Here is a 26701-nt window from a genome sequence, read left to right as displayed (position 1 = left end):
ACACGTCTTCATGCTGATGGCGATGGACGCCGCCGCACATGGGCCGCTTCCTCGGGGCGCATACTGACCTTGTACGTGCCCGCCGATGGAATGTGGTCACGAGTTCACGTAGACGGCTTGAAATCGCTATCGGTCGAAACCCCAATTTCTAGGAGGTGCATCGGGTGCACGCGCTATTTCATGCGAACGCCGTGGACTACATCATCATCCTGGTCTACTTCGCTTTCGTCCTCGGCGTCGGATTCGTCCTTCGTAACCGCGTTCGCACTGGAGAGGATTTCTTTTTGTCCGGCCGATCCATCCCGGCCTGGATCACGGGCTTGGCGTTTCTATCCGCCAACCTCGGGGCGCTCGAGATTCTCGGCATGACCGCGAGCGGCGCCGAATACGGCATGCTCACGACTCACTTTTACTGGATCGGTGCGATCCCGGCCATGTTGTTTCTCGGCCTGTACATGATGCCGTTTTACTATGTGTCGAAGGTGCGCTCGGTGCCGGAGTTCTTGAAACTGCGGTACAACGAAGCGACCCGCGCGCTCAATGCCATCGCGTTCGCCGTGATGACCGTCCTGACGTCGGGCATCAGCTTGTATTCCATGGCGCTGATCTTTCAGATCTTGATTGGTTGGTCGTTTGACACCAGCATTCTCGTGTCTGCGCTCGTGGTTTTGATCTACGTTGCGCTCGGAGGTCTGACCTCGTCGATCTTTAACGAGGTCGTGCAGTTCTTCTTGATTTGGGCTGGTTTGCTGCCCATCCCGCTCATCGGCCTGCACAATCTGGGCGGATGGCAGGGCATGATGTCCCGGCTGCCCGCGGGGTTCGGACATCTTTGGGCGAACCTGGGTTCCCCGTCTCACAACCCGATGGGAATTGGCTGGCTTGGCGTGGTGCTCGGGCTCGGTTTTGTGCTCTCGTTCGGGTACTGGACGACGGACTTCTTGGTCGTTCAGCGCACCCTCGCGGCGAAGGATCTGCGCGCGGCCCAATTGACGCCGATTTACGCAGCGTTCTTTAAGATGATTGTTCCGATTCTGGTGATCATCCCGGGGCTGATTGCGCTCGCCATCTTTCCGAAGATCGGCCATTCGCCGAACATGAGCTACAACCTGGCGCTGCCCCTGCTCATCGCCAAATACTATCCGCCTGGCATGCTCGGGCTTGGACTGACGGCCATGCTCGCGAGCTTCATGAGCGGTATGGCGGGCAATGTCACCGCGTTTACGACGGTTTGGACGTATGATATCTATCAGGCGTACATCAAGAAGGACGCACCGGACAAGCACTATGTGAACATGGGGCGCTGGGCGGTCGTGGTCGGCGTCATCATCAGCATCGGCACCGCCTACTTCGCGGCCGGTTTCCCGAGCGTCATGGATTACATGCAGACGCTGTTCTCGTTCTTCAACGCGCCGCTGTTCGCCACGTTCTTGTTGGGGATGTTCTGGAAAAAGGCCACGCCTTGGGGCGGTTTCTGGGGCCTGCTCGCGGGTATCGCCGGCGCGTTCGCCATGTACTTCTTCCTGCCCGCGCATATGTTCTCGAGCCCGGATGCAGGTAACTTCTGGCGCGCATGGTGGGCCTGGGTGATCACGGTCGTCGTGACCGTCTTGGTAAGCCTTGTGACGCAGGGCAAGCGGCCCGAAGAGCTGGAAGGCCTCGTGTACGGCCTCAGCAAGCGGCCCGACTACAGCGGTTATCCGTGGTACAAGCGCCCGGGTTACCTGGCGGCCATCGTGTTCGTGATCCTGGTGGGCCTGAATATCGCGTTCTGGTGATCCATCCCGGGGAGATGATGAGATGAAGCGCTTTTTGGACCTTCGGTTCATGATCGGCATCTTGTTTATCGTGTACGGCGTCGTGCTCGGCCTGTACGGCGCTGTGGCCGATCCGCATACGCCCAGTTTGCACACCAACATCGACCTCTGGTGGGGCGTCGTCTGCCTGCTGTTTGGCATTGTATTCCTCATCGCGTCGCTGGCCAAGCCGAGCGAGTGACGGCGCGCATCGAAGAGGATGGACGGGCAGCCTGGTTTCCAACCGGCTGCCCTTCTCTTTCTCCAGACATGTCCGCCCGGCTTCTGGGACTTCGTGTCTTTGTCCCGAAATCGGGGTTTAGGTATCATGGGGAGGGTATCGTTTAAGGGAGGGCTTTCGTTGAACAGCATCCGAGTGACCGTCTGGAACGAATTCCGCCACGAACAACGGGATGAGGCCGTTCGCAAGGTGTATCCGGACGGCATTCACGCGGCCATCGCGAAACCGCTGACCGACGCGGGGATGCAGGTTCGCACCGCGACGTTGGATGAGCCGGACCACGGGCTCACAGAGGCTGTGCTGAACGAGACCGACGTGCTCGTTTGGTGGGGCCATGTGGCACACCACGAGGTGCAGGACGCCATCGTCGATCGCGTCGTCCGCCGCGTTCATTCCGGCATGGGGCTCGTGGTGCTCCACTCCGGGCATTTCTCGAAGGTGTTTCGAAGCCTCATGGGCACGTCCTGCGATCTGCGCTGGCGGGAAGAAGATGAGAAGGAGCGGCTTTTCGTGATCGATCCGACGCATCCCATTGCCGAGGGCCTTCCGCCGTATTTCGAGCTCCCGAAGGAGGAGACCTACGGGGAACATTTCGACATTCCGGTTCCGGACGAGATCGTCTTCTTATCGTGGTTTTCGGGTGGGGACGTATTCCGCTCGGGCGTCACGTTTCGGAGGGGGCGGGGGAAAATTTTTTATTTCAGACCTGGACATGAGACGTATTCAACCTATCACGACTCGAACATCCAGCGGGTGATTGTGAACGCTTGCCGGTGGGCAGCGCCGACACGCGGCCCTGTTCCCGCGTACGGCCACGCGCCAAGCCCCGAGGGTGCTCGATGATGAGGAGATGAAGGACACACGTGGCTCTCATGGCGCTGGCAATCTTTCTCGCCACTTTGGTCCTTGTGGTGTGGCGCCCTTGGGGTTTACCGGTGGGCTGGAGCGCGCTTCTCGGCGCGCTCTTGGCCCTCGCCGCCGGGGTGGTGCGGCTGCACGACGTGTGGACCGTCTGGAATATCGTGTGGGACGCGACGCTTACATTTGTCGGAATTCTCGTCGTATCCAGCGTCCTCGACGCTTCAGGATTTTTTGAGTGGGCAGCGCTTACCATCGCGCACCGAGCCAGGGGGCGCGGTCGGCTTGCATTCGTCTTGATTTTGGCACTTGGCTTCATGGTTTCGGCGTTCTTTTCGAATGACGGAGCCGCGCTCATTCTCACCCCCATCGTGCTCGAGAAAATGAAAAGACTGCAGTTCTCCGCGCGGCAGATGATCCCGTTTCTACTCGCCGGCGGCTTCATCGCAGATTCGACTTCCATTCCACTCATCATCAGCAATCTCGTCAACATTATCTCTGCGGATTACTACCACCTAGGCTTCTTGCGGTACGCGCTGCGCATGCTCGTGCCGGATCTCGTCTCGTTCGGGGCGAGTCTTGGCGTCACCTATCTTTACTTTCGCCGCGAGATTCCCGCATCCTACGACGTCGGGGCTTTGCCTGCTCCGGCAAGCGCCATCCGCGATCGGTCGATGTTCAAGTTTTCTTGGTGGATGCTGGGCGTCATGACGCTGGGCTATGTCGCGAGCGAGATCGCGCACGTTCCGGTGTCCGCCGTTGAGGGTGCCATCGCCATTGCATTTCTCATCGCCGGTTGGCGCACGCGGACGGCCGATCCACGGCGCGTCCTTCGAGAAGCGCCGTGGTCGATCGTCGTGTTCTCCGTGGGCATGTACCTGGTGGTGTATGGGCTGGAACGCGCTCATCTGACCGATTGGTTGACCCGCCTCGTCCAGATGACGTCGCACGCCAACCTGTTCTGGGGCGTGATGGCCATGGGCGTGCTCTCGGCGTGCTTATCCTGCGTGATGAACAATCTCCCGAGCGTGATGCTCGGGCTCTTGGCGATTCAGCATACTGGACTGCCCGTCTCCGACCAAGTGGCGCTCGCGCTCGCAAACGTGGTCGGGTGCGATCTCGGCCCGAAGATGACGCCCATCGGTTCGCTCGCCACGTTGCTATGGTTGCACGTGTTGGAGTCCCGCGGCGTGCGGATCACGGTCTCCGCGTTTATGCGCGCGGGGCTTGCCTTCACGTGGCCAACGCTGTTGACGGTCTTGGCGAGCATGTATGGTTGGCTGTGGCTCGTCCGCCACCTATCGTGAGCTAGAGGCCGGCCCGTCGATTTGCGTCAACACGCTGCGGCTCACTTCATCTAGTTCGCGGAGATCATCTTCGTTCAGGCGGAGGTCCACCGCGCGAACGTTTTCCTCTAGGTGCGCGATGCTTTGGGTTCCGACAATTGCGCTCGTGATGCCGGGCTGGTGGAGGATCCAGGCGATGGCCACCTCTGCGGGCTTCACGCCGTGGCGATCGGCTATCTTCTTCACACATTGCACGAGGGGCGTCTCCGCTTCAAGGTGCTCGGGCTTGAACAGGCGGCGGCCCTGACGAAAGTCGTTCGGCGAAAGCTTCAAACCGCCGAAGTGATAGGCTCCTGTCAAGATTCCCTTTGCCACGGACGAGTACGTGAGAACGCCAATGCCGTGTTCGCGGCAGTAGGGAAGCACGTCGGTTTCGATGCTCCGCTCCAAGAGGCTGTACTCGGGCTGAATGCAGTCCACGCGCGTGTAGCTCATGGCTTCCTCAAGAAGTTCCCGCGAGAAATTCGACACCGCGACGCTTCGGATGACGCCCTGATCTCGCAGTTCGGCAAAGGTGGTCATCGTTTCCGACAGAGGAATGTCGCGATTCGGCCAATGGACGTAATAGATGTCGATATAGTCCGTCCTCAGGCGCTTCAGACTCTGTTCGACTGAGCGAAGGATGTCATCCCTTCGCAGATGGCCGGGCGAAACCTTCGTGGCGATCACGCAATCCTTTCGAACGCCTTCGAGCGCTCGGCCCACGATTTCTTCAGAATGGCCTTGTCCATATCCCTCTGCCGTGTCGAACGACTGAATGCCGAGTTCATAGGCGCGCTGCAAAGCCCGAATGTTCACATCGTCGTCCTGCTTTTCCCATTGTCCGCCGCCCAGTTCCCAGCATCCAAACGTGATCTCGGAGACTTGAATGCCATTCGACAGCTGACGATAGTTCATGTGCTTCGGTTCCTCCTCCCGTGGCCTCGCATCATCAAACGTTTTCAACAAAAACGGTTAGAATCCTCCTTTCACAGCTTCTAACGTTCGACGGCGACGCTTCCCGTGCGCCGAGCGAAGGCGCTCGCGCTTCTAGCAATTTTCAAGGGAGATGGCTTAGACTGAAACTGCGAAGAACCGAAGAATCCTGAGGAACGACTTCGCGAAGGGGATGTGGAAAACCATGGGGGCAAGGAAACGCGCTTTTCGGCGGCCGTGCCGCGGGCGCTGGATGGCGGCCCTCGTGATGTTGGGGGGCGTCGGCGCGGCTTGGACGCATGTTCATGCGGTCGACGGCGCATCTGAAAAGGCTGGCGACGTGTTTTTGACCAGCGAAGCGAGCGTGCCGGCGGGAACGCAGACGTCAGAGAATTGGGGCGGTTACATCGATACGCCGGCCGGATCGCAACTGTACACGAGCATCACAGGCGCGTGGACGGTGCCCAGCATCACGGGCCGTGATGGCGCGATGGCGGCGCAATGGATAGGCCTGGGCGGTGTGCAGACGGAAGACCTGTTGCAAATTGGGACACTCGAACAAATCGAAAATGGTCAGACACAGGTGCAGGTATTCTGGGAGAAATTACCTTCTGCTGCCAACACCGTGATGACGGTGCCCGTGGGCTCGAAGATCTCGGCAGCGATTCGGCAGCAGACCGGCTCCACCTGGGTGCTGACCCTGCAGGCCGCAACGCCGTCGGGCCAAACCCTATCCAAGACCATCTCGGTGAATCTGTCGAGTGTGTACGCGGAGAAGATTGGAACCTCGGCAGAGTGGATCAGCGAGGATCCGTCGACGATGCGGGGCGGGTTGTATCCTCTCGCCGATTCCGGCACGGTTCAGTTCACGGACGCGACGGTGAACGGGCAACCACTGGATGCGTCCTCGAATCAGGTTCAGCCGGTCGCCATGGTGGACGCCTTTGGGAATGTTCGCATCGCGCCGTCTTCCATCGGATCGGACGGGGAATCGTTCACGACCACCACGTATTCGGGAGCGGCATCCACGTCATGGCCGGGATCGAGCGGCGGATGGACAAACTCCACGGGTCCATCGAGCGCATGGCCAGGGACATCGGGATTCCCCTTCCCGACGGGGCAGGACTGGGGTGTGGGGAACGGAAACGGATGGCAAAGCCAAACCACGTGGTCGATTTCCATTCCTGGAGACGCTTCCGGGTGGACGCAGTGGATTTGGCCAAAGGGTCATCACCACTGGTCCATCGATATCCCGATGGGGAACGGAGCGAGCATCGAGGTCCAGCTATCGTGGGGATGGTAACGAAAACAATGGGCGGCTGGGAGAAGCCGCCCGTTTTGCGCGTGCGTTCGCCATCTCACGACGGTTGCTCGCGCATATCGAAAAAGACCGCGATGGTCGCGGCGATGAAAAACACGATACCCGGAGGGATATACGACCACTTCGAGAAGATAAATCCAAGAATCCCGCACGCGTACAGGAGTACGCCCGCGGTCTTGGGGTGACGACGAGCGAACAGCGAAATCACGATGCCCAGCGCGGATACCGCGATGGCGCCGTACGCATGCCAGTCGGCGGTTGGCGTATAGCCTTGCTGGGAGACCACGTCGAGCAACGTTTCCAACACGCCGATCATGCCGGCCACAATGCCTAGCAACATCGTGATCATCGGCTCATTCTCCTCACTTCTCGCCCCGCGCGGGACGAGTCGGCTGTCCAAACGCCTAAATGATGACATAAAAAAAGCCCATGTCGCAACATGGGCTTTTGAGCGACCGATTAATATTTCACGACATTCGCTGCCTGCGGACCCTTGGGCCCCTCAACGATGTCGAACGTCACGCGTTGCCCTTCGTCCAGCGTCTTGAAGCCGTGTCCTTGGATGGCGCTGTAATGAACGAACACGTCGTCCCCGTTCTCCACCTGAATGAAACCGTAGCCCTTCTCCGAGTTGAACCACTTGACTGTACCTTCGTACATCCGAAATTCCTCCATGGTGCTTACCAGAAGCACTTGCTTTAGATTCCGAACTCCCGTGCGCTGACGCTGAACGAAAAAGCCAGCCGCCCGACCCGTTGAGGCCGAACGACCGGCTTCAAAGATCCAGACTTCCATCGTATGGAGTTCGGTGTTGAGGTTATTATACACCCTCCACTCGGGATGTCAAGCGTTCTGAGGAAAAAGGTTTCGGAGCGCGTCACGTTGACGCGCCTCACGCGTCGCTTGTGGATCGCTTGTCAATCACTGTGCGGATGATGCGTCCGGGATGAGCGCCAGACTAAGCGTGAAAGTCGATTGAAGGAGGGAACGCATATGAAGGTCGATGTGAAGTGCACGGTCGCGAATTGTCTCTTTTGGCACGAAGGCAACGAATGCGCGGCTCCATCCATCATGGTGTCCGTGAGTCGGCGCGGTGAGACATCGTTCCGGGAGGAGTTCGGCCGTGAATTCGCCGTGGCAGAGCGGGAGAGCCATGCGCGATCGTCCATGGAAACGTGTTGCGAGACGTTCAAACCGAGACACCGTTCGAACCCGTGATAGGCGACATGCGGGTGCGTGCTCTTGTATAATGAGATGCGGAGACTGGGTGAACCTCCCTCGCGGCTGCGGGGGAGGCTGGAGGATGACTGGGTGACGCGCCTATATGAGTTGTGCGAACGCTTGGTCGCGGAGATGCGTGTGTGGCAAGTGGGGTATGCGATTCTCTTTGCGGCGTTCGCGACGTTCGCCAATCTGTTTGACGGCGGCCAGGTGCTGTGGATTGCTGAGGTGTATCTCGGGCTCAGCGTGCTGAGCTTGTTGATCTTGCTCCCCTCCCTTCGGCGCTCGCTATTCCGCACATGGGATCCGCTGCGATCTCGAGTCTTACTCAGGCGCCCCCTTGCGCGCACCGTCACGCGATGCTACTTGTACGGTTTGACTCCCTTCGCATTCATGGGTTGTTTGGAATTGACCGCAGATGCTGCGAGCGCAGCGCTGAGGTTCAATCAGAGCAACGTAACGTCCCATGTGACGTGGGTGGACTACGCAGTGAGCGTGGTGGCTGGCCTCGAGGAGATGTGGCGTTGGAGTTGCGTGATTGCCGTGATCGCCCTCTTCCGCGTTGTGTTGCGCCGGTGGTGGGACACCCCGGGCGTGCGAATGTCAGGACTGGCGACTGCGCTTTTGCTCAGCGCTCTGGCGTTCGGGAGTGGTCACATCCTCGAGTTTACCCACGAACGCCTCCAAGCGTGGTACATGTTTAGCTGTTTGGGCTTGATCTTGGCCATCATGGCCATCCTCACGGGCCGCATTCTGCTGGTTATGGTCGTGCACAGCTTGTACGACGCTTGGGTGACGTGGCTTTCCACGCTAAACGCGCGTGTCGCCGCGGCATTCATCATCGCCTCGTTTGTCGCATTTCTGTCGTGGCTTGGCGTTGCGCTCATCCGTCGTCAATTCGGCTTTCGCGCGCCGGGCGCTGTTCGCGTACCCGTTTCTCTCACCGAAGTCAGCACGAGGCATCTTTTGGCGTTCGAGCGGGAGCGAGAGCAGATTTCGCGCGTGTTTCATCGGCGCGTCTATTGCTCGATCCGGCACATTGGCACGACGACGGTCGAGGGCGCCATCGCGAACGATGCCATCGACGTGTTGGTCCTGCTGCGCCGGCCTGTCTTGCACAGGGAAGAGTGGCACGCGCTCGAGCAGTGCGGCTATCAATTTTGCGGAAATGCCGGTGTCAAAGGACGTTTGCTTTGGGTGCGCGAGGCGGAGGAGTCGTGGCCTGCCGTGCATTTGCAGATCGCGAAATCGGGCAATCGATATAGCCGAGCCGCCATCGCGTGGACGAGGTGGCTGCAGACGCAGCAGGATGTTTTGCGGCGTTGGGAATCTCACAAGGAGCGATGGGTCAACCAATTCCATCGCGTGACCCTTGATCGATACATGGAGGGAAAACGGACGGTTTATGCACAGTGGAGTCGTAAGAAGCGTTCGCAATGGAGGTGAGGTGCATGGCCAAGCGGTATTATTACGTGTACACGGATCATGACGACGAAGACAACGCCAACTTGGAAGGGTTTGATATTCCCATTAACGAAGGCGACGCCAAGCGGATCGCCCGGCTGGTCAACTTATATGAGGAAAATATCCTGTCCATGTTGGACGAGGAGTATCAGCGCAAGACGAAGTGGTCAGATAAGTTGGCGGATCGCATGGCCGCGTTTGGCGGAAGTTGGACCTTCATCATCATCTTTGCGACACTGCTCGTTTCGTGGATGGTGTGGAACGCGGCGCCGGGTACGCGGAGATTTCACTTCGATCCGCCCCCGTTCATTCTCTTGAATCTGTGCCTGTCGTTCTTGGCCGCTTTTCAGGCGCCCATCATCATGATGAGTCAGAACCGGCAGGCTGCTCGTGACAAACATGAGGCCATCATCGACTTCGCGATTAACTATAAGGCTGAACAAGAAATTGATGATATGCAGAGTCACTTGCACCGAATTGAAGGCAAGTTGCTGCAACTGGAGCGCCTGTTAAAGCGCTTGGATGCCGTGGTGCTGCAACAGCAGGAGATGAGCTTGAATGCGCCACGTGCAGCAGTTGCGAGCGAAAAAAAGGCCGAAGAAGGAACTGAGAACGAGGTGAAGAATTCAGAACAGGAAAACACTTGAGCCCAAAGGGCGGGATGGGCATGGAACCCTCCACAGATCGTCGGGTGTTCGACGCAGCCGTCTGGGATTTGGTGATGGCCTTGGAGCCTGTACTTGAGCGCCGCCGAACTACGGAAGCCGCTTTGCAAGATCTGTGGGGCGTGTGGGAGCGGCTCTCTCCGCTCTCCGCCTCCGTTCGGGAAAGCAGTCAGGCGATTTCAAGCGCGTCAAACGCTTTGCGCAAGATGGCGGTCACGTTGAGCGTGGAGATCAGCCGACATCGCCTCGACGAGGACTCGGTTGTCACGGTGGCCCGTGAGCTGTGGGCGTGGTCGGAGCGGATGGCCGAATCCGCGCGGTCCATGGCAAATCTGTTGGCGAAAGTGCAACAAACGGTTGCGCAATTGGAGGACGGGCTTCGAGCCCTCCGGGAGCAGAGCGCGCAGGAGTTGGAGGCTGCGGATGAACTCCTGCTCCATGCCGAACGCCTCCAAGCGCTGTTGGAAAGGCAAGATGAGTGCCCCGGCCCTCAGGCGCCCAACAGCTCGCATCCCCGAGGTTGGCTGTAGACGCGCAGAAGACGCATGCTTTGTCTGAGAATCCCAAAGATTCGCTCCGCATTTTGAAAGACGCTCGTGTGGAATGTGAAACAGGCTTGCGCATTTTGCCCGAGCGTCGGATAATGGAGACGCGTTCTACATCCGTCGGGATGGCGGAACAGGCAGACGCAGCAGACTTAAAATCTGCTGGGGGTATCCCCGTGCGGGTTCGAGTCCCGCTCCCGGCATCGCGGCGCGGTTTTCCGCGCCTTTTGCATTTCTTCCCCCGCTTCTTCCCCGCGTTAACCACAGAAGACTTCACCCATTTGTTCGGTTCAAATACGTCTTCTCAACTCCCTTCAGGAACCCTCTGCACCCTGGTCCTTCATTTCCCGGCGGCGCGCCAGACGCTCGCGCACCATTTGCATGGCGATCGCGTCATCCAAATATCCTGCAGGAAACAAATAATCCGGGATGGCGTCCGTGGCGAGCAGGAAGTACAGGATTCCACTGGCCAAGATCCGCCTTTCGTCCTCAGGCGTGTCTGGCCGAGAAAATCGATCGTAGATGTCGTCGAGATCGCGCAGGAAATCTCCGATGCCTTGAATTTGACCTCGCTTCGCGAGGTACTTTTCCGCAATGAATTGTCGTCCCTCTTCCGTCTGCGCGTATGCCTCATATTTCTCAAGCTCTCGTTCGATCTCCGTCCGCAGAACATTCAAATTCCCAAGGCCGAGGTACTCGAGAAGCGCGTTCATCGACGTCTGCCGATCGCCATCGGTTGGCCCTATGGGCTCCTTGATGAGTGGGAGCCCCGCGGCTTCCGCCAGGGTGAGCGGTGGTACGCCGAGTGCGTCCGCGATGCGCCGCAGGTAGTCCAAATTCACCCTCTGTTTCCCGGCGATCATCTTCGAAATCGTGCTGACGCTGATACCCGTGGCGGTGGCCAACTGGCGCATGGACATCGAGCGGCGTCTCAGCAAAGACTTCACCGTCTCTTCCAAATGTCCCATCATGTTTCACCTTCATCCATCATGTGAAAGAAGATGTGTCCTCGGCGTTTCACTTGTTTCGAATTTCGCAACGGACTGGATCACGCGATGTTTCTCCTCTGCATAGGATACGTCGGCAGGCAGTTCAATGGACCACTCCATACAGCGGATGCGGAGCGAACGGCAGGGGGTTGGCAGGTATGGAGATGAGCTCTGCAACTTCGCGAACCGAGGCGAGATCGGATACGCCGTCTAAACTTCAGCAGATCTCCTCAGCGAGTTCCAAAAAGGGGGTACGACGGTATCTGTGGTCGTTCTGGGTGCTTTTGGGGCCCGGATTTCTTGCTGCATTGGCGGACAATGACGCTGGCGGCGTCATCTCCTACACGGCCACAGGCGTCCAGTTTGGCATCGGGCTGTTTGTGCCCCTGGTGCTGTGCCTCGCGGCCCTCACGTTCACCGTCCAGGAGATGAGCATGCGTCTCAGCGCGGTGACCCAGGAAGGGATCTCGCGACTTGCACAACGGCGGTACGGAAATTTTTGGGGATTTTATCACGTGGCGACGCTCGCGTTGGAAAATCTGTTGACGCTCATCACCGAGTTCATCGGAATGTCGGCCGGGCTTGGGATGCTTGGAATTCCCATGTGGATCGCCGACCTCCTGTGCTTGATCTTTGTGATCTCGTTCGTGGTGTTCACCGGCTACTTCACGAAAGAACGCATCGCCCTCGTCATTGGCGGGTTGAACGTCGTCTTTCTCGTTGTGGCCGGCATGACACATCCAAGCCTTCATGCCCTCGGGCGGGCGTTTGCGACTTGGAATGTCCCGACTTCCCTCCGGGGTGACGTGATCTGGTTTGTGATTGCCACGGTGGGGAATGCCATCGCGCCTTGGATGATCTTCTTCCAGGGCAGTGGCGCGATCGACAAAGGTGTCAGCGCTCGCGAGCTCAGGTTCGGCCGGATCGATACGGCCTTCGGCTGTATCATGCAGGTCGTGATTGCAGCCGCCATCATCGTCTGTGGCGCATCTCTGTACGGCCATCTGCACAATGTGACGAGCCTTGGACCGTCGGACATCATCGGGGGTCTTCAGCACACGGTGGGGCGCTTGGGTGCAACGCTCTTTGGCATCGGCCTGTTTGACGCGGGATTCTTGGCTTCGATCACGGTGTCGCTCTCGTCCTCCTGGAGCATCGCGGAGCTGTTTGGCTGGTCCAAGAGCCTCAATGACAAAGTACGGCAAGCGCCCAAATTCTATGCCATCTACGCGGGGAGTTTGGTGATCGCGGCGGCTGCCATTTTGATTCCGCACTTGCCCCTCAATTTCATCTCCATCGTCGCGCAGGTCATCGGGGGTGTGCTGATGACGCCGCTCCTCATCTTTCTGGTTCTGATGACGAGTGACAAGAAGCTCATGGGGCCGTATCGCACGAGATGGTGGGGGCGCATCTGGGGATGGGCGATGGTTGGGCTGCTCATCGCTTTGACGCTGGCCACGGTCACCCAGACTGTTCTTCAGGCGTGATCGGGTCGTCGCGTCTTTGGGGGCACGATTCGGTGTGCAAAAGCGCGTTTCAAAGATTTGTGGCGAGAACGCTTTCTTGACGCTCGGAACTCTTGACAGATGGGGCGGTGAATGATACAAAGACAGAGGAATTGCGGCAGTCGGTGACGGGCGTTGGTCCAGGCACCGCGTCGCGCGCGAAACATACCATAACTTTTGAAGATGCGTTCCTCGTTAGGCGAGGCTACTATACGAACACAAGCCACTGCCCGGAAACGTGGAGACACGCCAATGGGTAGAACAGGTATGGCCGGCTTAAGGCTTTACCTAACGTGGCTGGGTTTTCCCTACGTCGTATAGTGCCAAAGCTCAACCAGGGGGATGTGCATAGGGCTGCGCCCGTGCCCCCTGGTTCGCCAGGGGGTTTTTCATTGGGCCATGATGGAAACCGTGGAGGAGGTGATGGGTATGGACAGTCCGTCGAGTAGTCGCCCCGTGTGCGCAATGAATCCGCAGGGAACAGGCGGTCGTATGGGTTTCTACCGATTGTATCATATTGGGGCGTGGGGACTTCCTGCCCATCGCCCGTCCAGGGGTGATTGTCATGGCTCGCAACGCGAATGTGTACGCAACCAAGGATTTGCATGAACTGGAGCGTGAACTTCGCGCAAAGGATATGGCCCGAGTGGCCCGCCTCTACGGCAAGCGGGGCTTTTGGGCGCGCCTTCGTCTGCTTCTGGTGCTGATCGGCCCGGGCGTGTTGACGATGATCGCCGACAACGACGCAGGCGGCGTCATCACCTACGCGCAGACGGGGGCCACGTACGGGATTGGCTTCTTCATTCCGTCGCTCATCATCGCAGGTTTTATCGCGTACGTCGTTCAGGAGATGACGGTCCGCCTCGGCGCCGTGACGCGCAGAGGCCATGCCGAGATGATCTGGGGACGGTACGGAGCGTTCTGGGGCTGGTTTTCCCTTATCGATCTCGTCGTGGCGAACGTGCTCACGCTCGTGACCGAGTTCATCGGGATCAAAATCGGGATGGGCGTGTTTGGCGTCCCGGGGTGGATCAGCGAATCCATTGCGCTTGCCATCGATGTGTTCGCGCTGCTCGTCTTGCGGTACTACACGTGGGAGCGCATCGCGCTGTGGATTGCCGCGGGGAACCTCATCTTCATCCCGCTCATGTTTATGGCAAAGCCGCACTGGTCGGCTGTGGCCGATGCGTTCGTGAACTGGAACGTTCCCGGAGGTTTCACGGCTTCGTTCTTGTTCATCGTGTTGGCCAACTTCGGGACGACGATCGCGCCTTGGATGCTGTTCTTTCAGCAGTCTTCCGTGGTGGACAAAGGGCTCACCGAGCGGGACATTCGTCACGGTCAGCTGGACACGGCGCTCGGCACACTGGCGATGATTGTGGTGGCCTGCGCCATCATGGTCCTCACGGGCACGGTCATGCACAGCTCGCACGGCATGAACCTGGACATCACGGGCATCTTGAATCTGCTCGGGGCCAAGATCGGCCCAGTCGGTGAACGCCTGTTCGCACTCGGGCTTGTGGAAGCAGGACTCATCGCCGCCATCGCGTTGACGGCAAGCACGTCGTGGGCGATGGGGGAAGCCTTCCACTGGCCGAAGAGCATCAATATGCCCGCGCGCTTGGCCTGGAAGTTTTATGTGCCCGGGATCGCGAGCGCTGTGATCGCAGCCGCCATCGTGCTCATTCCGCACGCGCCGCTTGGCTTCTTGAACATGATTGTGCAGGTCATCGCGTCCATCTTCATGCCGGCGGCTCTGATGTTCCTGATGCTGCTTCTCAATGACCGCGAGGTGATGGGCGATCACGTCAACCGCACGTGGCAAAACGTCTCTGGCTTCGCCATCATCGGGCTGCTCGTGGTGCTAAATGGCCTGTATGGGCTGACGGTGATCTTCCCGAACTTGTTCTGAGTGAGGAGGTATGAGCGATGAAGCGGAAGGACGGCGTGATTGTGGACCTGACCTCTGGAGCGCCGATCTCGCCCACGGATCCGCTGCCGCGCGCCCAGGTGAAAGGGTGGGTCAAGGCGGTCTTCTGGGGACTCCGGGTGTACATCGCCATCATGCTGGTGCTTGTCGTCATTGGCTTCGCGAAAGGAAGCTTCTAAGGCGCCGTGCGATGCATCAAGGGAGTGGAGCGACGAATGCGGCCACACAGTCCATAGGCCTGCTTCCCGGAACCGAACGCGAGGAAAGCAGGCCTTTTGTATGCTTCACAGGCCTTTGTGGCGAATACGTTCGCGACGGCTGCTGGCGCGGGCTCTTGGCCCTGCGCCATGCAGGACGGCGGAGCGGGCTGCGAGTAAGGCACCGACGGCAGCTGCGCCCAAGATCCACTTCATCGCTTGGACCTCCTCGCTGAGATGCCCATGATGTCCACGATTTTTCCAAAAGACACTTCGTTTCCTCGATGAAAAATTTTGTTGTAGGCTATGCGTTCGAAGCGCGGGCTGTGTCTGGTTGTGGACCATCCGCCTTTGCCGCGAGAGTCTCGGGACACCAAGCTGGATTTCGAGGGTTCTTCAAGCTGAGGGTGGTATCGTGAGAACTGCGGAACCCCCCTGAAACCCCCTGAACATCCTTGGCCACCGCACGCGCGGTGGCAACTTTTTTCCGGCATTCTCGGGTGCGTTCAAGCGCACTTGTCCTGCTCTGTCGTGCGACGTCACAAAATTTCAATGGACTTTCAAGCGAAAATGCGTATGCTACATATTGAACCCTTCCATTCCCCCTGGGTTTCATTGTGGCCGCCGTGGCGATACGGCGGTTTTTTCTTTTCTCAAGATGCCGTGCGGTCAGGCAGCAGCCAGTAGATCAGCAGGCCGGCGACCGTCGCAATGGCGATCCCGTTTTGAGGCGCGCCGATTCCGATGATGAAAATGACGGCGACCACGATGAGGTTCTTTGTCTTCGTCAAGTCCACCTTGGCCTCAATCATGTGCCGGATGCCCATCGCCGCGATCATGCCGTACAGCAGGATGCCGACGCCTCCGACCACGGCTGGTGGGATGGACTGAATCACCGCGCTCACCTTTCCGACGAGGCCCAGAAGGATGGCGATCACGGCCGCTCCCTGAATGATGCGGCTTGAGAAGTTCCTGGTCATCGCCAGTACGCCCAGGTTCTCCGCGTACGTCGTCTCCGCAGGTCCGCCGAGAAGTGCCGAAATCAGCGTTGCAAGTCCGTTGCCGAACAGGATGGAGCCGAACCCCGGGTCGCGCGTGACGTCGCGCTCGATGATCTCGTTCAGCACGAACATGTGGCCGAGATCCTCGACCATTGTCACGAGCGCGATGGGCGCCATGCTCGCCATGGCGGCCAGGTTCCACTCCGGGGCGTGGAAGGTGGGGAACTCGATCCACTTGGTCTGCGCGGCGGCTTGTCCGAGGTGAACCAAGCCGCGGGCCAGGGCGTACAGGTATCCAGTGACGATGCCGACGAGGATGGGGATGATTCGCAAGGTGCGCGGGCCTGCAATGGCGCACGCGACGGCTGCAGCCAGCGTCACGATGGCCACGTCCCAGTGGGTCGACGCATCCACCGTGACGGCTGTGGTCGCCAGCGACAGCCCGATAATCGAGACGACAGGGCCCACCACCACGGACGGAATGGCGCGGCGGACGCGATCGAAACCCACGACGCGAACGATGAGGGCAAAGAGGAAGTACACGACGGACACGCTCACAAGTCCGGTGACCGCCTGCCCGGGCGCGTGGTGCCTCGTGACGTACAGCGTGAGGGGCGCGATGAAGGCGAAGGAAGATCCCAGGTACGCAGGCACCTTGCCGCGCGTGATGGCATGGAACACCAGCGTACCCAGGCCGCTCGCCACGAGTGTCGCGCCAGGGCTCAAGCCCGTCAAAATCGGCACGAGCACCGTCGCGCCAAACATCGCGAACACGTGCTGCAGGGACAACGGAAGCTTTCGCAGGACAGCGCTCAATGGGATGACCTCCTGTGGGATGGATGCGTGGGATTCGCATGCGCGGAGCGATCCGTGGCAAGTATAACCACGATCTCGCCAAAACTCAAAGGAGTGTGATCGCGTGCGCTGGGGAGTCGCAGGGCTATCCCTGCTTGTGGCCATCGTCCTCGCAGGCTGTGACACAGTCAGTGAGCGCGGCGGAAACTTCATTGGGGAGAGCACCAATCAATCCGTGAACGGCTCCGCGGCCGCCTCCGGCACGAATCGGACCGATCTCGGCAATCGGGCGTTGGGAAGCAACAGCGCAGAGACAGGCAATGCCGTCGGGGGCAGTCAGCACCAGCCCACGAGCGATAGCGGCGCGTCGCGCGGTTAGGCGGTGAAAAACGTACAGCCCCCGCCCAAACGCCTAGGTTTGCGGCGGGGGTTCGCTTTACTGAGGGTTGGTCATGATGAGCGTCGCAGATTTCAGCAGCACGCGGTTCGGTAAGCGGAGCGCGTCGACCACGAGTTCGGCGACGTCCTCCGGTTGCATCTGATGATCTTCGTCTCCCAGCTTGAGCCCCACGTTGCGCGCCAGATCCGTGTTCACGGTGCTCGGCAAGAGCGCCATGACGCGAATGTTGTGCTTTCGCACCTCGTACATCAGCGATTCCGTGAAGCCGAGCAGGCCAAACTTGGATGCCGAATACGCCGACGTCGTGGCGGAGCCCTTCTCGCCCGCCGTCGAGCTGATGTTGATGATATGGCCACGATTGCGCTCGATCATATGGGGCAAAATGGCGCGCGTCGCGTAATACGTTCCCAGCAGGTTGACGCGGACGATGCGCTCCCATTCCTCCACAGGCATGTCGATCACGGTGCCAAAGCTTGCCGTGCCGGCGTTGTTGACCAAGACATCGACCGATCCCAATTGCTCCTTCAGGCGCTGGATGGCCGATTCGATGGACATGCGGTCGGCGATGTCGGCGGCTTGCGTGTAGACCGAAATCCCGTACGCGCTGCGAATGGCATCCGCCACGCGGTTCAAATCGCTTTCTGTGCGGGCGATGAGCCCGAGGTGCACGCCCTCTTTCGCCAGATGTTCCGCAATGGCCTTGCCGATGCCTTTGCCGGCGCCCGTGACGATGGCGCTCCATCCCTTGAGCGATTGTGCCATGTCTGATTCCCTCCTCTGTGTATCTCGGCGCGCCCTCATTATAGAAGATGCGTAAGCTCCTTTCAAAAAGGGAGCGAAGCGCTGATGTGCCTTCGCCTCGTGTCAACGCCTGCACCCTCGAAGCGCATGTGACATACACGAGAACATGGCGAAGGGGGTGAAGCGCGATGAAAGTTTGGAATACCTTGATCCAACTGGCCCAGACGAAGCGGCTGAGCACGCTGATCATCGGCTTATTGGCGTCGGCCAAGCTCATCACGGACGCACTCGGCCTTCCTTTCATCACGGATCCCGAAATCAACGCCATCGCGAACGCGGTGGCATCGGTGGTCACCGTGATCGCCATCTTCATGACGCACAGCAAAGCGCCGGCTGGGACGCCGATCTCGCCGTCGAGCGGCGGAGGAGCGGGCGGGGGATCAGGAGTTGCGTCGGCTGATTCCGCGGCGGGCGCCAAAACGGAGATCTCCAATCCTGTCCAGTCGCCGCAACAGGCGTCCGACGGGTTCGCTCGGCCCCCGGGAGCGTGACGTGGAGCCTACGGCGCGCGTCTGGTAGAATCGAAGGGCATCGATAGGCCTGGAGGAATGCGAAATGCCAGAGCGCGTCGTCACCACGCTTGAAGTCCGCTGGGGAGAGTGCGATCCGGCCGGGATTGTGTATCACCCGTCGTATATCGACTGGTTCTCCATCGCTCGAATGCACTTTCTGAAGGAAAACGGCATTCACTACATGTCCGACTTCCACGATCGCGGCGTCACCGTCGTCGTGACGGACGTGGCGTGTCACTATCGGAAGGCGTTGCGCGCGGAGGATGTCGCGCATGTGACCGCGAGGCTCGTCGAGATGAGCCGAGCGCGGCTTGCCTTCCGCTACGAAGTCACGAATGGTTCTGGCGACTTGTGCGCATGGGGAGAGACTCGGCACGCGTTTGTCGATCGAGACACACTGCGCCCCGTCAATCTCGGGAAGTTTGCGCCCGAACTCTGGGGGCGATTGGCGGATCTTCCGGTGACCACGGCGGACCCTACGGAGTGATGACAAGGGACGGGGCGGGGAATCCATGAGAAGGATTCCAGCGCCCCGTCCTCGCGAGATCACTTAAAGGGACATCATTTCCTCGTGTAATTCTTCATACATCCTGGCCTCGGAGAGCGCGATGTATCGCCCCGTTTCATACATGTCCTTGAGATCGCGAGGCGACGTGAAGGTCTCCAGGATCTGTTTGCAAAGTTGATAATGGCGCGGCTCGTGCTCGTCCGCGTGAACCTCCCAAAACAAGGTGTTCACCGGGCCGCGCCGCTGATAGTGGGGATGGCGAAAGCCTTCGCCGATCCGAGCCATCACTTGACCCGCGAACAGTTCGGATCCGAGCCCGACCGCGGCCATGGCCTGCAGCGGTGTGGCTTGCCGGAAGAATTGAATGAACGTATCAATCGCAGTCTCCACGGCTTTCGACATGGGCACGTCCGGGATGCCGTGCTCGTCCAACCGGGCATCCGGCGCGACGGTGCGAAGAAAGGTGAGGTAAAGCTTCTCGTGCGCCCGACCCGGCTCGCCTCGGCCGGCCTCGTCCCACAGGTTGTCGGCGATGGGCACCCACCACGTGTCGATGGGCGGCATGGCGGCGATGGCAGCGCCCAGCACGCGTGGGAAATGGCGGCTGTAGTATCCGTATTGGAGCGCGAAGTGCCGAATTTGAGCCTCCCGATATCCGCCGCTGCAAAGGGTCTGGAGAAAGCGCCCCTCGAAGAAATGATGTTGAACGAGTTCGAGCATCGCCTGCTCCACGTCCGCGTAACAAGAAAAGCTGAGGTGTGGCGTCACAAACATCCTCCTTCTCACAGGTGCGATCCGATGCGACGGCCCCCTCGTCGCGCCGAGTCGCGTCGATAGCATACGAGAATCACGCAAATGCGATCAACTCCTTCGCGGATTGACACCCCATCTGCGGGTTGCTACAATGGGGACGCTGTGCGCGGCTGTAGCTCAGAGGGAGAGCACTACCTTGACACGGTAGGGGTCACAGGTTCGATTCCTGTCAGCCGCATGTCCGCAAGGCCGCTGGACGTTGCGTCTGGCGGCCTTTTGCTGTGTGCGCCATCCGGCAATCCCAACGACCGCTGTGCGCGGAATTCAAGCTGCTTTTGAACTTTCTTTGAGATCGATAGAAGAGGTGGAGACGCAACTCGCGTCGAATTCGGTGGAGCAAGGAGCAGCGCAGTGCCAACGGCGCCACTCGACGGGGCACGAGTGGCGCCTGCCATCGGAGGCGTATACACTGTGCAAAGACAGACTCTTCCTCGTTCTGGAGGGACGCTTCCGATGTGGACGTGGGTGGCCGCATGTCTCGCAGGACTGGGCGGCTTGGGTTATGCGACCACCGTGCTTCCGACGCGCTGGCTCAAGGTGGAGCGCGTGGATTGGCAACTGGGACTTCGGCGAACCATTCTCCAGGTGAGCGATCTTCACGTGGAGCGCAATCGCGTCTCTCCCGAGCGGTTGGCTTCCATCTGTCGTTCCGAGCGACCGGACTACATCTGCCTGACCGGAGACTATGTCGATTCGGAGCGGGCCATCGTTCGCCTGCAGCCGTATCTCGGCGCGCTCGAAGCGTGTGATGTGCCGATGTACGCTGTGCTTGGCAACCACGACTACAAGCTTCGCGGCAGGATCGGCGCGCTTATCAGCTGTCTCAAGGCGCACGGCGTGACGGTTCTGCGCAATGAAGCGGTCGTGCTCGACGGGTTCAATCTGGTCGGGATCGACGATTACCAAACGCGCAGGAGCGATGAACGGGCTGCGTACCGGAATGTGCAAGAGGGCCTGCCGGTGATCGTCATGACGCACGATCCGACGTTTGTCCTCGCAGCGCGGCGGCCGTTCGACGCCTTGATGGCCGGGCATCTGCACGGCAAGCAGTTTCAGCTTCCGTTCTTTTACTATCTGAAACCGATGGGCCCGCTGGCGAAGCGCGGCATCTATGCGGGCATGCACCGCGTCGAGGCCGGGCCTTACTACATTTCCAAAGGTGTGGGCCAGTCCGGCATCAACCTGCGCTTTTTGGTGCGAAGCGAGGTCACGGTCCACCGGTTCTGAGGATGGCGCTGCCGAGGAGGGACAAGCATGGCCGACTTTCGTCACGTGAATCTCCTGACCAGGCTGGATCGCCTGCCGATCACGCCGCGCGTGGTGGGGATCATCGCGCTCCTATCGCTCGTGTGGCTGGCGGAGGCGTTCGACATCGGCATCGTGGGGCCGGTGCTCACCACGCTCGAAAAGGCGTGGCACCTGACTTCTTGGCAGACGGGGCTTTTGGCCATCGCCTCCACCATCGGCATCGTGCTCGGCATGATGCCCGCGGGCATGATGGCGGATCGATTCGGGAGACGGCGCGTCATCCTGATGGGCATCGGGTGGTTTTCGATGGTCACGATGCTCGGCGCGCTCGCGCGGAATGTGGCGGCCCTCTTTCTCGTGCGGCTCGTGGCGGGCATCGGCGAAGGTGCGGTGTTGCCCATGCCGTATCTCATCCTGTCCGAATTCACGAATTACCGGCGGCGGGCCGTCAGCGTGGGGTACGCCAACGGGATCCTGACCGCTGCGTATGTCGTCCCGAGCCTCGTGTCGGTCTGGGCACTTCATCACTACGCCCAGGACGTGGCGTGGCGCGTCCCGTTTCTTCTCGGCGGCGTGCCGCTTCTGATGCTGATCCCGATTGCCCTTTGGCTCCCGGAGTCGCCGCGATACCTGCTCGATAAAGGTCGACAAGCCCCGGTGGCCCGCCTCGTCGAGGCCCTGGAGCAGGAGGCGGCGTTGCCGCACGACGAATCGCTGTATGACGAGGTGATCGCGGAGACGCTGGACGAGACGCCGCACGACATGCTGAGGACGCTTCGATCCATCTTCCGGCCACCGCTTTTGGCTCGCAGCGCGATGGTCATCCTCCATCTCACGGCTGCCCTCATTCTGTTCTACATCCTGCAGGTGTTCGGGCCGGCGCTCTTGGCGAAACGGGGCCTCGGCGTGTCCAACTCCATTCTGGACACGGGCCTGATGATGCTCATCGCGGGCTTCGGCTCGGTCTGTCAAGGGTACCTGTCAGATCGGTTTGGGCGGAAACGGGTGCTCGCTCTGTATGCCGCGCTCGCGACGGTCGGCTGTCTGCTCTTTGCCTGGGTGCACACCCGCGAGGCGACTCTGGCGGCTGGGTTTCTCACCGCCTTCTTCGGGCTCGGGATCTTCCCCGTGTCGAAGTTGTCCGTCGCCGAGCAATACCCGACCGAGGTCCGGGGGCGAGGCGTGTACGTGGCGGAGATGATCGCACGTGGGATGAGCGGCATCGTCACCACCTATTTCATCCCGTTTGTGCTCTCGGTGGGTGGCGATCGCGTCGTGTTTCTGGGGATTGCGGTTGTGCTGGTCGCCTTCACGGCTCCGTTTGTGGCGTTTGGGCGAGAGACCGCCCAATTGCAGTTGGAATACGCGACGAGTGTCCTACCGCTCAAGCGGGTTCGGCCTAGGCTGTCGCGGCACTGATCGGTGATCGGATGGGGGCGCGGGCGTTCCGCGCCTTTCTTCATTCTCGGGCTTTGTGCTCGCGATACAAGGGTGTCTTGAAACCCCTTGCAAAGCCATCAGGGGTCTGGTAGGATCAAAATATGTTTGTTGGTCAAACGAATTTGAGGCGAAGGTGATGGACGTGGCGACGTACTTTCCTGAAGTGACGCGCATTGCGTATGAAGGCAAGCGCTCCGACAATCCGCTCTCGTTCAAGTATTACAATCCGGACGAGATCGTGTTGGGCAAGCCGATGAAGGAACATCTCCGCTTCTCGGTGGCCTACTGGCACACGTTCACCCTGTCCGGCGCTGATCCGTTCGGGTTGCCGAACATGATCCGGCCGTGGGACGGCGCGACGGGGATGGATTTGGCCAAGCGCCGCGTGGAGGCCGCGTTCGAGTTCATGACGAAGCTCGGCGTCGAGTACTTCTGTTTCCACGATCGCGACATCGCGCCCGAGGGCGACACGCTGCGGGAGACCAACCGCAATCTGGACGAGATCGTCGCCCTGATCAAGGAATACATGCAGTCGACGGGCATCAAACTTCTGTGGAATACGCAGAACCTGTTCTCGAATCCAAGGTTTGCCCACGGGGCCGCGACGGCGCCAGACGCGGACGTGTTTGCGTACGCGGCCGCGCAGGTGAAGAAGAGCCTCGAAATTGCGAAGGAGCTCGGGGCGGAAAACTACGTCTTCTGGGGCGGACGTGAAGGCTACGAGACGCTCCTCAACACGGATCTCAAGCTTGAGCTCGACAACTATGCGCGCCTCCTGCAGATGGCGGTGGACTACGCGGACGAAATCGGCTTCACGGGGCAGTTCTTGATTGAGCCGAAGCCGAAGGAGCCCACGAAGCATCAGTACGATTTCGACGTGCAGTCGGGGCTCGCGTTCCTCTATCATTACGGGCTCAAGGACCGATTCAAATTCAACATCGAGGCGAATCACGCCACGCTCGCCGGCCACACGTTCCAGCACGAACTTCGCTTCGCCCGGATCCACGGCCTCCTGGGATCTGTCGACGCGAACCAGGGCGATCCGCTGCTTGGCTGGGACACGGACGAGTTTCCGACCAACCTGTACGAGACGACGCTCGCGATGTACGAGATTCTCCTGAATGGCGGGCTTGCGCCGGGCGGCCTGAACTTCGACGCCAAGGTGCGCCGCGCGTCGATGACACCCATCGATCTGTTTTACGGGCACATCGCCGGGATGGACAGCTTCGCGCGCGGGCTCAAGGTGGCGGCTAAGCTGCTCGAGGACCGCGTGTTCGAGCGGGAAATTGAGGAGCGATACGAGAGCTATCGGACCGGCATCGGGAAAGACATCGTGGAAGGGCGCGCGACGCTAAAATCCCTCGAGTCGTACGTGATCGACAAGCGCGTGACGGCGACGCGATCCGGCCGCCAGGAGGTCCTGCTGGCGAAATTGAATCAGTATCTGCTGGAGACGGAATGATGGGCATGTCGACAAATTGCAAGGCGCTCATCGGGATTGACGTCGGGACTTCCGGCGTGAAGGTGGTCGTGATCGACCGCGAGGGCCGTGCGCTCGGCCAGGCGACTGTGAGCTACGAGGTCTCGCAGCCGCGGCCACTCTGGGCGGAGCAGGACCCGGAGGATTGGTGGGAAGCCACGTGTGCGGCCATCCAGCTCGCGCTCGCGCGAAGCGGCAGGCCCGGCGAGGACGTCGCGGGCGTGGGCCTGACGGGCCAGATGCACAGCCTGGTGCTGCTGGACGAGGCGGGGTCGGTCATCCGGCCGGCGATTCTCTGGTCGGACCAGCGTACGGAGGAGGAGTGCGCGGAGATTCACCAGACCGTCGGATTCGAGCAGACCATCGAATGGGTGGCGAATCCCGCGCTCACGAATTTCACGGCGACCAAGCTTCTCTGGGTGCGGAAGCACGAGCCCGAGCACTACGCGCGCATCCGCCACGCGCTTCTTCCGAAGGACTACATTCGGTATCGATTGACAGGGGAATTTGCGTCGGACGTCTCGGACGCGTCTGGAACGCTGTGGTTTGACGTGAAGGCGCGCCGATGGTCCGACGAGATGTTGGCGGCGCTCGATGTGCCGCGGGCCTGGCTGCCCACGGTGTATGAATCGCCGGAGGTGTCCGGACGGGTGACCGAGTGGGCCGCGGCGCGGACCGGGCTCCGCCCGGGCACGCCCGTCGCGGCGGGCGGCGGCGATCAGGCCGCGGGCGCGGTCGGCAACGGCATTGTGCGCAAGGGGGTCGTGTCGAGCACCATCGGCACGTCGGGCGTGGTGTTCGCACACGCGGACGAGATCGTGCGCGATGAGAAGGGGCGGTTGCACACGTTTTGCCACGCCGTGCCCGGCAAGTGGCACGTGATGGCGGTGACCCAGTCCGCCGGGGGATCGCTTCAGTGGTTCCGCAATCAGTTTGCGGACGCGGAACGCGCGGTGGCTGCACAGACCGGGCGCGATGTGTATGATCTCTTGAGCGATGAGGCTCGGCGTGTTCCGGCCGGCAGCGAGGGGCTCGTGTTTCTCCCGTACCTGATGGGCGAGCGAACGCCTCATCTTGACCCGCAGGCGAAGGGTGTCTTTTTCGGCATCACGCCGCGGCACACCCGCGCGCACTTCGTCCGCGCCATCATGGAGGGCGTGGCGTTCAGCTTGCGCGATGGGCTCGCGCTCATGCAGGACCTGAAGCTCCCGGTGGACGAGATCCGGGTCTCCGGCGGAGGCGCCAAGAGCGAGGTTTGGCGCGAGATTCAAGCGGGGGTCTTCGGACAGCCGGTCGCCGTGATCGAGGCGAACGAGGGGCCCGCCTTTGGCGCGGCCATCCTGGCGAGCGTGGCCGCGGGCTTCTTCGACGACGTGGTGACCGCGGTCGATGCGTGGGTGCGCGTCGAGTCCGCCACCCTTCCGGTGAAGGAGGACGCGGCCGCGTACCAGCGCGCGTATCGCCTGTACCGCGCGCTGTATCCGGCGGTTCAGCCCTTGTATCGAGCCGAATCCTGACGGTGAACCATCGATTCGGAGCAGAATACGGTTTGGCGATCACGCCCATGGCGCCCCGGCGGTCCGGGTTCGCGTGGGCGTCGTCTTTGTTCTCGCGGACGTTCAGATGAAACGTGGCATGAGAAGGATCTCGCGACTTGAAAGCGTATAGCTACGAAGGGAACATCATGAGAAAGGGTGGCGAACATGCCCGCAGTCGAGACGACGTACGGCGGTGAGCGCGCGATCCGCCTGACGCATGGGCGCTATGAAGCCTACCTGCTGCCTGGGTGGGGCAATCTCGTGGCGCTGCGCGACACGGCGCGCGGCTTTCGGTTTCTGCGCGAGCCGGAGGCGGAGATGGACGAGTTTCGCAAGGCGCCTGGCCGATATGGCATTCCTGTGTTGTACCCGCCGAACCGCTACCGGGACGGCGAATTCACCATCGCGGGCAGGGCGTACCACCTCCCGGTGAATGAGGAGGCCACGCACAATCACCTGCACGGCTTCTTCATGCGGATCGAGTGGCCCGTCGTCGACATGGGCGAAGACGAGGGGGGCGCGTACGTCGAGATGGCCCACGACGTCGGAGAAGGTCACCCGGTGTACGAGCACTGGCCGCACACGTTTCGGTTCGCCATCCGCTACGAGCTGTCGGACGCGGGCCTCGTGCAGCGCGTCCAGATTGACAACCGCGGCGGCGAGCCGATGCCGGTAATGCTTGGCTTTCACACCGCGGTGAATGTGCCGTTTTCCAAAGCGTCGTCCGCCGATGCGTGCTCCATGCAGCTGACCATCGGCGAGCGTTGGGAGCTCGACGATCGCAAGCTGCCCACGGGTCGGTTCCAGCCGCTGAACGAAAACGAGCGCAAGATGCCGACGGGCGGCGCGGATCCGTTTTACGAGCCGATGGACAACCACTACACCGCTCGCCCGCGAGACGGGCACAACCGCATGGTCCTGACCGACGCGCGGCTCGGACTCGCGTTCGTGTACGACGTGGACTTGAAGTATCGGCACTGGATGGTGTGGAACAACAATCGCTGCGGCACGTTTTTCTGCCCAGAGCCGCAGACCAACATGGTGAACGCGCCGAACATGGATCTGCCCCAGGACGTGACGGGGCTCATCGTCCTCGCGCCGGGGGAATCGTTCTCGGCGCGAAGCCGCATGTACGTGGAAGAGGTCAGCCGATGAAGGGAGCGAGAAGCGAT

The 26701-nt window shown here is 60.4% G+C and carries 27 protein-coding genes, 2 tRNA genes and 1 riboswitch; of the genes, 22 read left to right on the top strand and 7 right to left on the bottom strand.

Annotated elements, in window-relative coordinates:
- The first annotated feature begins 164 nt into the window (after positions 1 to 164).
- The 4 genes from AACI_RS10895 (at position 165) to AACI_RS10880 (ending at position 4202) form a co-directional block, all read left to right on the top strand.
- Positions 165 to 1778 (top strand): sodium:solute symporter family protein, encoded by a 1614-nt coding sequence (locus AACI_RS10895; RefSeq protein WP_012811470.1) that lies wholly within the window; start codon positions 165 to 167, stop codon positions 1776 to 1778.
- A gap of 22 nt (positions 1779 to 1800) precedes the next feature.
- Complete coding sequence (locus tag AACI_RS10890) at positions 1801 to 1998, top strand: hypothetical protein (protein WP_012811469.1); 198 nt, start codon at positions 1801 to 1803, stop codon at positions 1996 to 1998.
- A gap of 159 nt (positions 1999 to 2157) precedes the next feature.
- Positions 2158 to 2880, top strand: a complete 723-nt coding sequence (locus tag AACI_RS10885) for a ThuA domain-containing protein (RefSeq protein WP_012811468.1) — start codon at positions 2158 to 2160, stop codon at positions 2878 to 2880.
- 29 nt (positions 2881 to 2909) lie between these two features.
- Positions 2910 to 4202 carry an arsenic transporter gene (locus tag AACI_RS10880; RefSeq protein WP_174260461.1) on the top strand — a complete coding sequence of 431 codons (1293 nt, stop codon included), beginning with the start codon at positions 2910 to 2912 and terminating at the stop codon, positions 4200 to 4202.
- Here the strand turns inward: AACI_RS10880 and AACI_RS10875 are convergent.
- Positions 4194 to 5138 (bottom strand): aldo/keto reductase, encoded by a 945-nt coding sequence (locus tag AACI_RS10875; RefSeq protein WP_012811466.1) that lies wholly within the window; start codon positions 5136 to 5138, stop codon positions 4194 to 4196. The genes AACI_RS10880 and AACI_RS10875 overlap by 9 nt on opposite strands.
- 223 nt (positions 5139 to 5361) lie before the next feature.
- Between AACI_RS10875 and AACI_RS10870 the strand changes: the two genes are divergently transcribed.
- Positions 5362 to 6459 (top strand): G1 family glutamic endopeptidase, encoded by a 1098-nt coding sequence (locus AACI_RS10870; RefSeq protein WP_148213781.1) that lies wholly within the window; start codon positions 5362 to 5364, stop codon positions 6457 to 6459.
- 55 nt (positions 6460 to 6514) lie between these two features.
- Here the strand turns inward: AACI_RS10870 and AACI_RS10865 are convergent, their stop codons facing one another.
- Both AACI_RS10865 and AACI_RS10860 read right to left on the bottom strand, forming a co-directional pair.
- Positions 6515 to 6826 carry a hypothetical protein gene (locus tag AACI_RS10865; RefSeq protein ID WP_012811464.1) on the bottom strand — a complete coding sequence of 104 codons (312 nt, stop codon included), beginning with the start codon at positions 6824 to 6826 and terminating at the stop codon, positions 6515 to 6517.
- 110 nt (positions 6827 to 6936) lie between these two features.
- Positions 6937 to 7137, bottom strand: a complete 201-nt coding sequence (locus AACI_RS10860) for a cold-shock protein (protein WP_008340254.1) — start codon at positions 7135 to 7137, stop codon at positions 6937 to 6939.
- 333 nt (positions 7138 to 7470) lie between these two features.
- Here AACI_RS10860 and AACI_RS10855 point away from each other — a divergent pair, with 333 nt between their 5' ends.
- From AACI_RS10855 to AACI_RS10835, 5 genes are all read left to right on the top strand, one after another.
- A complete protein-coding gene (locus AACI_RS10855) occupies positions 7471 to 7695 on the top strand; it encodes a DUF1540 domain-containing protein (RefSeq protein ID WP_012811463.1) in 225 nt (74 codons plus the stop codon).
- A 93-nt stretch (positions 7696 to 7788) separates the two neighbouring features.
- Positions 7789 to 9144 carry a GrpB family protein gene (locus AACI_RS10850; protein WP_012811462.1) on the top strand — a complete coding sequence of 452 codons (1356 nt, stop codon included), beginning with the start codon at positions 7789 to 7791 and terminating at the stop codon, positions 9142 to 9144.
- Between the two features lie 5 nt (positions 9145 to 9149).
- Positions 9150 to 9809, top strand: coding sequence for a DUF1003 domain-containing protein (locus AACI_RS10845; RefSeq protein WP_012811461.1), 660 nt, complete (start codon positions 9150 to 9152; stop codon positions 9807 to 9809).
- A 20-nt stretch (positions 9810 to 9829) separates the two neighbouring features.
- Entirely contained in the window at positions 9830 to 10357 is a 528-nt protein-coding gene (locus tag AACI_RS10840) for a hypothetical protein (protein WP_012811460.1), read from the top strand.
- 134 nt (positions 10358 to 10491) lie between these two features.
- A tRNA-Leu gene (locus tag AACI_RS10835) sits at positions 10492 to 10575 on the top strand.
- Positions 10576 to 10686: 111 nt separating this feature from the next.
- Here the strand turns inward: AACI_RS10835 and AACI_RS10830 are convergent.
- Positions 10687 to 11343 (bottom strand): helix-turn-helix domain-containing protein, encoded by a 657-nt coding sequence (locus tag AACI_RS10830; protein ID WP_012811459.1) that lies wholly within the window; start codon positions 11341 to 11343, stop codon positions 10687 to 10689.
- A 176-nt stretch (positions 11344 to 11519) separates the two neighbouring features.
- On the opposite strand from AACI_RS10830, the gene AACI_RS10825 reads away from it, so the two are divergent.
- From AACI_RS10825 to AACI_RS10815, 3 genes are all read left to right on the top strand, one after another.
- Positions 11520 to 12848, top strand: a complete 1329-nt coding sequence (locus AACI_RS10825; RefSeq protein ID WP_012811458.1) for an NRAMP family divalent metal transporter — start codon at positions 11520 to 11522, stop codon at positions 12846 to 12848.
- Positions 12849 to 13050: 202 nt separating this feature from the next.
- Positions 13051 to 13214: riboswitch (M-box (ykoK) riboswitch) on the top strand.
- 217 nt (positions 13215 to 13431) lie between these two features.
- A complete protein-coding gene (locus tag AACI_RS10820; protein WP_012811457.1) occupies positions 13432 to 14778 on the top strand; it encodes an NRAMP family divalent metal transporter in 1347 nt (448 codons plus the stop codon).
- A gap of 17 nt (positions 14779 to 14795) precedes the next feature.
- Positions 14796 to 14975 carry a hypothetical protein gene (locus tag AACI_RS10815; protein WP_012811456.1) on the top strand — a complete coding sequence of 60 codons (180 nt, stop codon included), beginning with the start codon at positions 14796 to 14798 and terminating at the stop codon, positions 14973 to 14975.
- A 671-nt stretch (positions 14976 to 15646) separates the two neighbouring features.
- Here AACI_RS10815 and AACI_RS10810 read toward each other — a convergent pair.
- On the bottom strand, positions 15647 to 16810 hold the full coding sequence (locus AACI_RS10810) for a uracil-xanthine permease family protein (protein ID WP_012811455.1): 1164 nt from the start codon (positions 16808 to 16810) through the stop codon (positions 15647 to 15649).
- Positions 16811 to 16913: 103 nt separating this feature from the next.
- On the opposite strand from AACI_RS10810, the gene AACI_RS10805 reads away from it, so the two are divergent.
- Positions 16914 to 17168 (top strand): hypothetical protein, encoded by a 255-nt coding sequence (locus AACI_RS10805; RefSeq protein WP_012811454.1) that lies wholly within the window; start codon positions 16914 to 16916, stop codon positions 17166 to 17168.
- A 57-nt stretch (positions 17169 to 17225) separates the two neighbouring features.
- Here the strand turns inward: AACI_RS10805 and AACI_RS10800 are convergent, their stop codons facing one another.
- Positions 17226 to 17951 (bottom strand): 3-ketoacyl-ACP reductase, encoded by a 726-nt coding sequence (locus AACI_RS10800; protein WP_012811453.1) that lies wholly within the window; start codon positions 17949 to 17951, stop codon positions 17226 to 17228.
- Positions 17952 to 18118: 167 nt separating this feature from the next.
- Between AACI_RS10800 and AACI_RS10795 the strand changes: the two genes are divergently transcribed.
- Positions 18119 to 18481, top strand: a complete 363-nt coding sequence (locus AACI_RS10795; RefSeq protein ID WP_012811452.1) for a hypothetical protein — start codon at positions 18119 to 18121, stop codon at positions 18479 to 18481.
- A 64-nt stretch (positions 18482 to 18545) separates the two neighbouring features.
- Positions 18546 to 18989 (top strand): acyl-CoA thioesterase, encoded by a 444-nt coding sequence (locus tag AACI_RS10790; protein WP_012811451.1) that lies wholly within the window; start codon positions 18546 to 18548, stop codon positions 18987 to 18989.
- A 63-nt stretch (positions 18990 to 19052) separates the two neighbouring features.
- Here the strand turns inward: AACI_RS10790 and AACI_RS10785 are convergent, their stop codons facing one another.
- A complete protein-coding gene (locus AACI_RS10785; protein ID WP_012811450.1) occupies positions 19053 to 19778 on the bottom strand; it encodes a TenA family transcriptional regulator in 726 nt (241 codons plus the stop codon).
- A 151-nt stretch (positions 19779 to 19929) separates the two neighbouring features.
- Here AACI_RS10785 and AACI_RS10780 point away from each other — a divergent pair.
- The 6 genes from AACI_RS10780 to AACI_RS10755 all read left to right on the top strand — a co-directional run bounded on the left by AACI_RS10780 (position 19930) and on the right by AACI_RS10755 (position 26684).
- Positions 19930 to 20001, top strand: a tRNA-Val gene (locus tag AACI_RS10780).
- Positions 20002 to 20276: 275 nt separating this feature from the next.
- Positions 20277 to 21050 carry a metallophosphoesterase gene (locus AACI_RS10775; RefSeq protein WP_012811449.1) on the top strand — a complete coding sequence of 258 codons (774 nt, stop codon included), beginning with the start codon at positions 20277 to 20279 and terminating at the stop codon, positions 21048 to 21050.
- Between the two features lie 27 nt (positions 21051 to 21077).
- Positions 21078 to 22490 (top strand): MFS transporter, encoded by a 1413-nt coding sequence (locus tag AACI_RS10770; protein ID WP_012811448.1) that lies wholly within the window; start codon positions 21078 to 21080, stop codon positions 22488 to 22490.
- A 157-nt stretch (positions 22491 to 22647) separates the two neighbouring features.
- Positions 22648 to 23973, top strand: coding sequence for a xylose isomerase (gene xylA / locus AACI_RS10765; protein ID WP_012811447.1), 1326 nt, complete (start codon positions 22648 to 22650; stop codon positions 23971 to 23973).
- On the top strand, positions 23970 to 25508 hold the full coding sequence (gene xylB / locus AACI_RS10760) for a xylulokinase (protein WP_012811446.1): 1539 nt from the start codon (positions 23970 to 23972) through the stop codon (positions 25506 to 25508). The genes xylA and xylB overlap by 4 nt, the downstream gene beginning before the upstream one ends.
- Before the next feature lie 186 nt (positions 25509 to 25694).
- The gene (locus AACI_RS10755) at positions 25695 to 26684 is read left to right on the top strand and encodes an aldose 1-epimerase (RefSeq protein WP_012811445.1); all 990 of its coding nucleotides are present in this window, start codon (positions 25695 to 25697) and stop codon (positions 26682 to 26684) included.
- Positions 26685 to 26701: the final 17 nt, after the last annotated feature.

Origin of the sequence: Alicyclobacillus acidocaldarius subsp. acidocaldarius DSM 446 (assembly GCF_000024285.1) — a bacterium.
Lineage (GTDB): Bacteria > Bacillota > Bacilli > Alicyclobacillales > Alicyclobacillaceae > Alicyclobacillus > Alicyclobacillus acidocaldarius.
This window is presented reverse-complemented; position numbering and strand designations above follow the sequence as displayed.